Source organism: Mucilaginibacter sp. cycad4, from assembly GCF_034263275.1.
In the GTDB taxonomy this organism is placed as follows: Bacteria; Bacteroidota; Bacteroidia; order Sphingobacteriales; family Sphingobacteriaceae; genus Mucilaginibacter.
Map to the genome: position 1 here is coordinate 5,894,339 of NZ_CP139559.1, position 11,755 is coordinate 5,906,093.

The following is an 11,755-nucleotide window of genomic DNA, read 5'->3' on the forward strand; positions in this document are numbered from 1 at the left end:
CGAGGCCATTGTCGAACAGGTTGATTAATCGTAGATAAAAGAAAAGGCTATGAAGTATCACTGGGAATTATCCACCGACTTGTCCTACATTGATTTTAGCCTTAAATTTTATGAAATTGGTCAAATAAAAGGCTACTTCAAAAAGTTTAACGGAAAGATTGTAACCGGCAAAGATTTTAATGACCCGGTGATTAACCTGCAAATTCTGACAGGGTCAGTCAGTACACTAAATGATGAATGGGACCAAGCCCTGATTTCTCCCGGCTTCCTGTCTGCGAATGAATTTCCGTTTATTACTTTTACGTCTGATCGTGGGTGTCATTTAAGTGTTGGCAGGATTCAGGAGTTGACAGGTATAGTGCAATTCAAAGGTTATCAACGGGGGCTTACCCTGTTGGTGACTTCAGCAGTATTCAAAAATAACGGTAAAAAAATGTCCGCGCAGTTTAGTTTGACAACAACGCTTTCATTAAACGAATATGGATTTGAGATAACCGGAGAGATTTTCAATAAGGAGGTCAGGTTAAGTATGACCCTTGTCTTTAATATGGATGAGACCGCTTTTCTAACTGAAATGTCGTAAATTTAAACGACATATGATTATTTCATATCATTTTTTAACTAAATATCGTTTAGTTTAAAAAACTATTAACATGTAATCAGCTACTAAACAACTACTTATTTTATGGCACTTTAGTCGAATAATAAGCGCTGAACCAATAGGGACTTTTAAACATATTTATGACAATGTCTGTACTTAGAGCATTAAATAAAGATTTGATCATTGGCAAATCAGCCAACTTTGCACTTCCAGCACTGGGAGCAGGTGCTTTAGAATTAAATGTATTCGCAATTCGTACCAGACAGGAACTTAATGATTTTATTTGCCGGATCGCGAACGAGTGCAGCTGCATGGATACGATGTTTATTAATTTGGTTGACGAAGATTCACAATCACACAGTACATACTTTTATTATTCCCGCGAAGCGCAAAAAGTTGATGCATCCTTTGGAAAGGTGCTTGACTCAGCTTATCCCGTCTATGACGGTCTTTTTGACGTTACACTGAAAAACGACTTCCCGGTTATATGGAACCTCGACGAGGTTAGGCAGTGGGAAAATATCCCACAGCGAGTGCTGAACTGTAACGAGCCTGACCTGACCATGCTGGTCGGCCTGTCACTCTCAGACGGTGTTCGTAAGATAGGAAACATGTATTGGGGTTATAAAAATCCTGGTGCATTATCTAACGAGGAAATGGATACCATGCGGCGGGTCGGACCTTATATTGCGTCTGCAATTACAATGGTTCGGGACTGGGAAGAAACTTTGCGCAAGGTTAAGGAAAATGAAGCTATTATCTCTTTAGTTAATGGTCTGTTTGCCGCCAATACTAAAACAGCTCTCATCGCTGCGCTGAATTCCGGCTTGAAAGGATTGACTGATTTTAATGGGCTGATGGTTATTTTAAACGACCCTCAGGAAGACCCCCTGAATCCTTATATCACTTATTTTGACAACAATAACAGATTTAGCCAGGATGACGGACCATTGGACCCGAGGCCAAAGAAAGGCGATCTGAAAATCCTGAAAAATGTATTTGCGGGAGACGGTCCTGCAACCTGGATGATCAACGACTTGATGAAGATGCCAACCAGGCCGGATTTCATTACTAAACACCGTGGCAGTAAAATGAAAAAAGTCATGGGTATGCCGCTCCATGACAAAGGAGATATTAAAGGGGCGCTTTTTCTCTTTTCAGAAAAGCCAGGCGGATTTAACGACACTGATCTTAAATTACTTGAACGTGCCGGACAGCAGATCGCAAAGGCCGTAACCAACATTAGGTATCTCGAAGAGATTAGGAAAAAGGACGATGAACGGAGTTTGTTTATGGCCATTGGCAAAGCGGTTTCTTCCGCAAAAAATGAGGAACAGCTCCAACTGGCGTTAACGAAAGTTTTCGCTGAAGTCAACTTCTTTGACGAGGGGCTGATCTACAGCCATCCTTCGGTTTCAGGATCTTTTTTACCCTTGGTTTTTAAACAAACCTCTTCGAAAGTACTCAACGACAATGGCTTGCGAGGGTTTGAAGAAAGTGAGGAACCGGATCATTTCCTGGAAAGTATCAAAAAGTTAAAAGATATTACCATTTTTGATATAGACAATCATTTCCTTGGTCAACGCCTCCCCGCGTACGTTGCACACTGGAAAGCCAACCATATCCGGTCAATCGTAACCGCTCCTTTTTCAGATGGTGGTGTCGCGGTTGGTGCTGTATTCTTTCTGTCTGCCGAATCGGGTGATACATTAGAACAGTCCTTGGGCTTGATGAACGGTATTGTAGCCCAGGTATCCACGTCTGTCATCAATTTTATGACCAACGAACGCCTGACGAATAAGCTAATAGAAATAAATAATTCTAAAGGCCAGCTGGAAATACAAAACAAATATCTTCAGGAAGAAATTCATACAACTTATAATTACAGTGAGATCGTAGGAGCAAGCGCTCAGATGCGCGAAGTTTTTTATATGGTTTCCCAGGTATCAAAGACAAGCAGTTCTGTGCTGATCCTGGGCGAGACTGGTACTGGAAAGGAACTGATCGCACGGGCCATCCACAATACGTCCCAAAGAAAAGGGAAAATAATGGTAAAGGTCAACTGCGGCGCATTGCCGCCTAATCTGATTGAAAGTGAATTATTTGGTCACGAAAGGGGAAGTTTTACCGGTGCTACGGATAGAAGGATCGGTAAATTTGAATTGGCAAATAACAGCACGATCTTTCTCGACGAAATAGGCGAACTACCGATGGCTCTTCAGGTCAAATTACTCCGAGCATTACAGGAAAAGGAGATCGAACGTATCGGTGGCAGATCATCCATCAAAATAGACGTGCGTGTGATCGCCGCCTCGAATCGCGATTTATTGAAAGAGGTCCAACAGGGTAATTTCAGGAGTGACCTTTATTTTCGTTTAAATGTTTTTCCCATTAGTCTACCGCCGCTGCGTGACCGGAAGGAAGACATTCCCGTGCTTGCTAACCATTTCGCCGAGAAATACGCCAAGCGAATGACCGTAAGCAATGGACATTTCACCGCCCGGGTTATGAAACAAATGATTGCCTATAACTGGCCTGGTAATGTCAGGGAACTTGAGCACCTCGTAGAACGTAGTGTCTTGTTGACAAAAGGCAGGGTAATCAGCCAAGTGTACCTACCAGGTTCAGGAGCAGAGGGAGAAGAAATGCCTTTACAAAATGCCGATGTAAAAACGCTTGATGAAATAGAACGGGAGCATATTGTTTCTGTTCTCAAAATGGTTAACGGGAAAATATCTGGCGTGGGCGGAGCAGCAGAGATGTTGAAAATTCCCGCCACAACCCTGGCTTCCAAAATTATAAGGCTGAATATCAAAAAAGGCGTATCGTGATCCAACCCTGATATCTTCAGTCTCGATCTGTCTTTCTTAAATTCTCTTTTTATGATCCGTTATTAGACAGGATGACTGCTTCGTATGATCATATGGCCATATGTGAGATGTATTAAGCCGGGAAATCGTGATCGCCGGCGACGTTCCGCTTTATTCTTTTCGCTTATTATCGAAATATCATTGATTTTTCAAGGGCGGATACTCACAATTAGCTGACAATCAGTATTTGAATTAATGGTATAAATATGGTAGTAATTACGATAAGTTAATATTTCGCTTATGACAACCATTATTCTTTTCTTCGGTACCAAAATCCTGCAAGCAGCCAGCATATGTTGTTTAGCTTTTTGCAACCGGTTATCCAAAATTTCTAAGGAAGAATTCTTTTAATTGGGACAACAATATGGACGCACAGTTCGTCGCGGATAATGCCGCGAAAGGAGTAAGTATTTATTACTGTGTTTCGTCAGTAAATACGTGCAGTAATATTGAATGCCCGAAAATTTAAGCTGGTCGATATATAATATTAAAAGAAAGTTACCCGCCTTTACTACTTCAGTGGCGTGAACTCTCCCGATTTAAAGGTTGAAATAGGACTCGCGTTTAATACCCAGTTTTTTGATTTTTGAATTGAGGGTACTTGGGGGGAGTCCAAGGATCTCCGCGGCGCCACCCGCACCGCATACTTTTCCTCTGCAGCTTTGCAAAACGCCAAGAATGTGGCTAGTTTCCATTTCTTCTAAAGTTTTTAGTTCGACAATTTTGGCAACATTTTCATCCTCCTTCACATTGCCAGGCAAATCAATTTTGTCTATTATTTTGCCATTAGTCATAATCATACTTCGTTGTATGAGATGCCCCAGTTCCCGAATATTGCCTGGCCAGTCGTAGCCTTGTAACTGATCTAGAGCAAACTGACTGAATCCGCTTATCTTTTTACCAGTATCTTTGGCATATACATTCAAAAAATGTGCTGACAATGCAGGTATATCCACTTTTCGATCCCGGAGCGGAGGCATATGAACAGGAAAAACGTTTAGCCGATAATAAAGATCGAGGCGAAATCGTCCTTCAGCTACTTCTTTTTCAAGGGTCCGATTGGTAGCTGCGACGACGCGTACATCGACTTTTACGGAATGCTTCCCGCCGAGGTGGTCAATCTCCTTTTCCTGGAGTACGCGAAGGAGCTTTACTTGTGCATCCAGGGGCATCTCACCGATCTCATCCAAGAAAATTGTTCCGCCATTTGCTAATTCGAACTTTCCAATTCTTCTCTCACTTGCGCCTGTGTAAGCGCCCTTCTCATGCCCGAAAAGCTCGGATTCTATCAATTCATGTGGTAACGCAGCACAGTTTACGGTTATGAATGGTTTTTGGCGCCGCGAAGAGAGTTTGTGGATATTTTGTGCAACTTTTTCTTTTCCTGTACCGCTTTCTCCCGTGATCAGGACCGTAATCTCAGACTGACTTACAAGGGATATATTATCAAGTACTTTTAACAGTTCCGGACTATTACCCACAATCCCGTCAAAGTTACCTGCTGACACAAGTGATTTTGGATTTATCGTTGAAGATTCATTTTCCAGTCTGCCGTTCCCGGAGAGCTGCTTTATATTCATAATGAGCTGCCCGATGGCTTCTTCGTTGGTCAGCAGCAGTGACAGGTGCGTGCCGGAGAAGCCGTCCGGATTCTTACTGTAAAAATCCAGGCTGGCCACATACCCATTCGTCAATAGAAGTGGTAAGCTAAGTTTGGATTGAAAATCAAAATGAGAACAAAGCACACGTTCCCACAGATCGTCGAACATAAGCTGACGAAATTCATTTCCGTTAGCATAACCCGCTTTTTTGCCATTAGCAACCGTAGGCTTGTAGAGCGCACTGTCTTTTCGATTCAACTCCATGCTTTCTGGCAATTGGTTATTCAGGCAGTACTTGTACCGGTCATAACCCTCCCGGATGTAGCTGAATTCTTCAATTGAGTGATTGTCCTGCCTCTTCTGCAGCCTGACCCTAAAGTAATCAAATGGAATGAGTGCCTGAAAAATAGACGGCCACATCGCTATCTGTTCTTTAGGCAAGTGCCCGTTGTCGCAGACAGACTTGATTTGCATTCTTAGCATTTCCTCGCGCTGCTTTTCGAATTCTATATTTTGACGATGCTTTTCGGTCGCAATTTCAAGCATGATAATCAAATCCTTCTCACGGAAAGGCTTAAGTATGTAGCCGTAAGGTGAGGTCAGTTTGGCGATTTCCAATATCCGCTGGTTTGCGTTAGCTGAAATATAAATAAACCCTATTTTTCGTTCAGTCAAATAAGGGGCAAGATCCGTTCCTTTCGACCCATCCTGAAGAAAAATATCGAGCAAAACCCAGGTCGGATTATATTTATCGACCAAGTTCCTGGCTTGGTCTACGGTGGCAGCAATCCCGCAAACTTTATACCCGGCTTTTTTGATAATCAGACTCAGATCATTTGCTACAATAAATTCATCTTCAACAATAAGTATAGTATCCTTCATGTCCTTTTAATGTTATTCTATATTCACTGCGACGTCGGCAGTTTCCATCTTTTTTGCAACGCAGATCTCTACCTCCAGGCCATTTTTCCCTTTCATTTCACACCCGCCACCAAGCTGCCTGGCAAGTCCTTCGATCAATACCTTTCCGAATGAATTTTTTTCATGCCAACTTTTACGCCGATTATCACCCACTCCATTGTCAGCAATCGACAAACAGTATTTGCCCACATCAGTCGTTATTAACGATAAATCAACCTTCACGCCTTTTTTTCCTGCAAATGCATATTTAAAAACATTGCTCACCGCTTCATTTAATATCAGTCCATAAGAGACCGCCATCGAAACTTCAAGATCCAATGGCACCAATTCAACGTTAAATTCAATTTGCTTGGAACAATTATCGTATACATCTTCCAGATATTCCAACAGTTCATAAGTGTAATCAGCCATTTCAACGCGCGACAAATTCTCTTCCTGGTAGGACCGCCTGTACACCAGTGAAACCGCAAACATCCTGTGTTGAAAATTGCGGATTGCCTTTTGGGCTTCCGGATGATCGAGATAAGCCGCCTGGGTATTCAGTAAGCTCATGACAATCTGCAGGTTATTTTTAACACGATGATGGATCTCTTTAATCAACCAGTCGTTCTTTTCGTTGGCTGTATCCAACGAATTATTTTTTTCTACCAGGTCCCGTTTTAACGAATTAATGATCTCTGAATTTTTCTTTCTTTCATTGATATATACTATGCCAGCCGCAATTCCCGTTACTGCAAGCAGGCATAAACTGCCGTCCAGCAGAAGCTCTGAGCTGGGAGGACCTGTCAAACTTAACACGGATAAACTTTTAACATTTGGTAATTTTATAACAACCAAAATATTTCTGTACGTTGACTGCCACACAGGTGATGATTCCGAAGCTGCCAGGCTATTAAAAACATCAAATCTGATTTCGTTCAATTTGTTGACCATATTACCGATGACATTACCCTTTCCGCACCCAATCAACCTTATCGTCAACCATAAAAGGGCGACAGTTTGCTTAATCTCATTCATTATCTTATTGTAAAATCGGAAATATCGCTTATGATCACCCGCCTATTCGAGCGAAACAATCAGAGTGCCGATTTTTATAAAAAACTAATAAACAAGACTTTGTAAAAAAATACACCATTTTTTCAAAAGCGGCATTTCGCTTTTTATCTTTATTTGGCTTTTAAATTCGTCGATTATCATCAGGATAACGCAACACCGTCCGCCATAAGTTTCGTCGACTCTGTTGGGCCAACCTTTGTCAGGTATCCTAAAATGGTTAGTTCCAATTTTACGCCATCTCCTGATAAGATACTCAACTCTCCGTGTAACTGCCCTGCAAGGCCTTTAATCATACTCATTCCAAGGGTGGAGCAGCGCTCTATATCAAAATCTGCCGGTAATCCTTTGCCATTATCGCAAATGATCAGGGATAGGTCGCCTGGAATAGGTTCGTCAAGGCCGATAAAGATCGATCCCCTTGTTCCAGATGGAAACGCATATTTGATCGCATTAGTAATGGCTTCATTCAGGATCAGGCCGATCGGTACAGCCTGTACAACGTCCAGGCTAATCGGTTCTATTTCCTGGATGATTTCTATCTGGTTCTTCAGATTGAAACTCTCTGATAGATACTGAACCAGCTCACTGATGTACTCATACATATCGATACGGGCCAGATTATCAGACTGATAAAGCTTTTGGTGGATTAGTGAAATAGATTGCATTCGGTGCTGGCTTTCCCTTAAAGCCTCTAACGCTTCGCCGTTTTCTATGTAAATAGTCTGCGAGTTAAGCAGACTGATGACGATTTGCAGGTTGTTTTTAACCCGATGATGGATTTCCTTTAGCAGCCACTCACGTTCAATTAATAAAGTGTCTTTTTCAGTTACCAATTTTTCCAGTGATGTGTTTTTACTTGCAATGATGCGTTGCTGCGCGACCAATTTTAAGTTGTTGCGCTGTTTGATCCGATATCTGCTGAAACTAACGGCCAAAAGTAGCCCGAGCAGTATGATACCGCTAATTGTTACGTTCCTTAACAATGCTGCCTGCTGCAGGTCGGCTCCCTGGACCTGGGTCCGTTTGGTAAGTATCTGGATACTTTGATTTTTAAGGGTTAGTTCTCTTGCTTTTTTCTCGGTTTCATATGCAACCTCCAACTCTGCAATACTTCTGTTCTTTTGATCATTAAGTAATGTGTCCTGGATCCTCTTTTCCAATTGACTATGGCGAATGGCTGATATATATCTGCCTTCGGCGGAATCTATTTTAAACAGCCAATGTTCATTGGAGGCTTTGGTCGCAGTCGATAAATTGAAACGTGAAACGTTTCCCAGATCTACCAATACCCGTCTGGCCGCTTCGAAATCGTTTTTAGCAAAATAAAAACTCACCATGTTCATATATGCGATTTCCCGCATGGCCGACATTTTATCCATTTTGCTGATTGATTGTTTTATCCGGGTGAGGTAACCAGCAGCAATATTAAAGTCCTTTAAAAGCATATACGCTCTCAGGAAGTTTGAATACATGATAGTTGCCTTTTCGTGATCACTACCAGCATCAACTGTTTTGAGTATGGATATCGCCTCGTAAGGTTTCTTAAGTCCATTAAGCACACCTGAAAAATTTATTGCAATTACATCGTAAGATTCCTGATCATGATTGGCTTTTGCAATGCTCAGACCCTGTCGAAAATAATAAGCAGCTTTATCTAACTGGGTAAGCCGCATGTATGTGATGCCAACGTGGTTGAATATTGCAGCTCTTTCCTCCGGCGTATCATTGTTCTCTTCTGAAAGTTGTATTGCTTTCAGGCCATAGCCAATAGCCTGCTTATAATCGCCTGCCTGGCAATAGGATTCGTTGAGCATATTATACAGACCCTGTTGAGCTTTATAGCCTATGGAATTGTACATGGCGATCCCTTCTTTCAGGTAACGTATCGCGATAAACTGTTGGGAATGGAGCCCGTATAAGTTCCCTAATTCCTGGTAAGTCTCCCCCAGTTTGAACCTGTTGTTGCTCCGCTGGTAATATAGTAGCGCTGTTTCGGTATAACTTATTCTTTGACTCAGGTCTTTATCATTGGTATAGGTATAATAACCGGCTAGTTGTTTGTAGCCGTAGCCAACTGCATCCCAATTCGAATTAATCTTAAACTCTGCTATCGCGGCTTTTTCGAGTTCTATTGCCTGTTCCATATCCCCGCGAAACTTATAAATCCTTGATAAAAAATCTTTACTGAAACCAAGTTTATTATGATCATTTGTTTTTAGACTCAACTGCAAAGCTTCCTTTGCAAGAACCATTGCACTGTCGGGCTTTCTTTTTACAGCTACAGGTGTGTAGATATAGTAAAGACCAAGCTGGATCATTTTCGTAATCCGTGCGGTATCAGAATCGGCCTTATCCAGCTGAAGCCTGAAGTTCGCTGCGTCAGCGGGCCATTTTTCCCTGGGATACTGCCAGGAGATCAGAAGTAATGCAACGCCGATTAAAAGAATTTTAGGTAGCTTGATAAACATTGCTTAATAGGATTAGTCAGGTATTTCAAAAATTGCGTCTTAGCCAAAACGGATAGGAAAATTCAATGCCTGTATTCAAATGCTTGATTTACAGCAAATAATAATTTCAATCAATCGAAAATCAAACGAGACATCGTTATTTAGCGAATATTCATTACGGTATTTTGTAAGAATATTCGGTCCCGTCGGTTCATAAAATACATTACAACTACTAGTGGTAAGACGCGCACGGTTATTCAGGCAACGTCCTGCGCAGGGCTGCATATGTGATCTCCCAATCTGTCGTTTCGCTAAAAAATGAAATACCGTCTTTACAATGTGGGCAGAATCTTGATTATGGCTTTGATTATCAGCTATTTATTATTTGGCACGCCAAATGAATATCCCTTCACAAATAATTAGAAGCTGAACACATGGAAAAACAAACAGCATTACCAGACCCAATGAACTGCGATTCAGGACAGGTTGAAATCAGCAACGGAAATACGATCAATCCTGCTCTTGGTCAGCTTCAAAATGGGAATGTTGCTCCACCCGGCCCTCTTGAATTCGTCAGGACATACCTATTTATAACATATTTCCATTTGTTAGAGCTCTTTTATATTATCTATAAGTGATTACAAACAAATAGGTAGAAATAAAAAGGAATGAAATTTAATCAAAGATTACTTTATTGATCCTGTTTCTGTGTTACCTATGCGTTAAAGCCCGGCCATTAGCTAATAAGAATGACTTGTGGCTTCGGCATCAATAAAAGCCCTGCCGACTTTGGAAGACCGGAAGCAGTTTCCAGCCTTCCGTGTTTGCATACCCGGTTTACAGCGCTACATAACGAATCGTCGCTTTTTAAAGGTTTATACTTAGATGATTTAAATTTTTGTAATGGCCACTAGAAGGCGGCTTTCCAGGTCGTAAAGAATTCGGATAATGTAGTGGGTTTATCTCCTATAATTGTTCCAAGCGTATCGTTTGTCCCGGCAAAAATACCATCCATGCAATCCAGCGCAACATTGGTTACATGTTGAAGGAAATGATCATCGGCGCCCCTTTCGGCATCCAGTTCAGCCCATCTTTCGATATTCACAGGCTCATATTTGATCTTTCTGCCCAGTACACTGGAAAGCACTTCGCTCATCTCATAAACATTATATTCTTCCGGCCCGTAAAGCTTAAGTATTTCTCCTGCATAGGTCATCGGTTCCGCAGCTATCCTTGCGACCGCTCGGCCAAGATCTCCGGAATCGACAGGTGCCCAACGCCCATCTCCAAAGGGTAATACGATTTTATTGTCTTTTTTGATACCCTCCCGGATATATAGGAACCAATCGTCAAAAAATGTAGGCCTCAAATGAGTAATAGGTATTCCGGTCATATTTAGAATCTGTTCGCCAATCCAGTGGTCCTGAGCTGCATGACTTTTAGCGTCACGGCGTGCCGAAATCTGGGACATGTTAACGATACCTTTCAAGCCGGCTTCTTTTCCAGCTACTGCAAAGTACGATGTTGCTTCCAATACCCCAGGCACAAGCACAGGAAAGCAAAAATATGCGGTATCTATACCCTTCATTGCTACAGAGATCTCGTCAAAATTGTGTAGGTCGCCGGCGAATACTTCCACGCCTTTTGCGGCAAGTTTTTCTGACCGTTCATCCAAGCTGTGTACAAAAGCTCTTACGGGGTTTCCCATTTCAAGCAATTCGTCTATTGCTGCGCTTCCGCTTTTTCCGGTTGCTCCGGTGATTAATACTTTCAATTTCTTGCTCATTTTGATCGTGTGTTATCAGATGATAAATCAATGATTAGGAATTTTTTTGATTATAGGTACGCCTTGTGGTTGATCGTTTATCATTCAGTTTGTCTAAGGCATACGCATTCTTCGGTCAAACAGTAGTCCCTTTTATTAATTACTGACATTGAGTTTCTTATGTAATTCACGAAAAGAAAACGTGATTATATATCGTTATCTCACCGCAAAAAGTAGCGAAATATGGCTTTGAACCCAACCTTCATAACGTTGAGAATAACAATTCAAATCATCGCTTTAACATTCAAAAAAGCCTTTTTTGAGTGGATTTTGTCATATAACAAGCACTTTTTCGGCCTGTATTTGATTGGCTTAACGAAATGCAATTACGTCATGAAATGAATTAACGAAATTTCGTTAATTCACATTGTTGATCTGTATTTAAACAGCTAATAATCAAACTATTATAATCAGGTATATAACTTGCACTACCT

At 41.5% G+C, this 11,755-nt stretch carries 6 protein-coding genes; 2 read left to right on the forward strand and 4 right to left on the reverse strand.

What is annotated here, in order from left to right; genetic code table 11:
- The first annotated feature begins 49 nt into the window (after positions 1 to 49).
- Together SNE26_RS24245 and SNE26_RS24250 are read left to right on the forward strand one after the other, a co-directional pair.
- Positions 50 to 583, forward strand: coding sequence for a YceI family protein (locus SNE26_RS24245; RefSeq protein ID WP_321556439.1), 534 nt, complete (start codon positions 50 to 52; stop codon positions 581 to 583).
- Between the two features lie 164 nt (positions 584 to 747).
- Complete coding sequence (locus SNE26_RS24250) at positions 748 to 3,432, forward strand: sigma 54-interacting transcriptional regulator (protein ID WP_321556440.1); 2,685 nt, start codon at positions 748 to 750, stop codon at positions 3,430 to 3,432.
- Between the two features lie 578 nt (positions 3,433 to 4,010).
- On the opposite strand, the gene SNE26_RS24255 is transcribed toward SNE26_RS24250, so the two are convergent.
- The 4 genes from SNE26_RS24255 to SNE26_RS24270 form a co-directional block, all read right to left on the reverse strand.
- A complete protein-coding gene (locus tag SNE26_RS24255; protein ID WP_321556441.1) occupies positions 4,011 to 5,954 on the reverse strand; it encodes a sigma-54-dependent Fis family transcriptional regulator in 1,944 nt (647 codons plus the stop codon).
- Between the two features lie 12 nt (positions 5,955 to 5,966).
- Entirely contained in the window at positions 5,967 to 7,010 is a 1,044-nt protein-coding gene (locus SNE26_RS24260) for a sensor histidine kinase (RefSeq protein WP_321556442.1), read from the reverse strand.
- A 179-nt stretch (positions 7,011 to 7,189) separates the two neighbouring features.
- A complete protein-coding gene (locus tag SNE26_RS24265) occupies positions 7,190 to 9,517 on the reverse strand; it encodes a histidine kinase dimerization/phosphoacceptor domain -containing protein (RefSeq protein ID WP_321556443.1) in 2,328 nt (775 codons plus the stop codon).
- A gap of 889 nt (positions 9,518 to 10,406) precedes the next feature.
- Positions 10,407 to 11,282, reverse strand: coding sequence for an NmrA family NAD(P)-binding protein (locus tag SNE26_RS24270; protein ID WP_321556444.1), 876 nt, complete (start codon positions 11,280 to 11,282; stop codon positions 10,407 to 10,409).
- Positions 11,283 to 11,755: the final 473 nt, after the last annotated feature.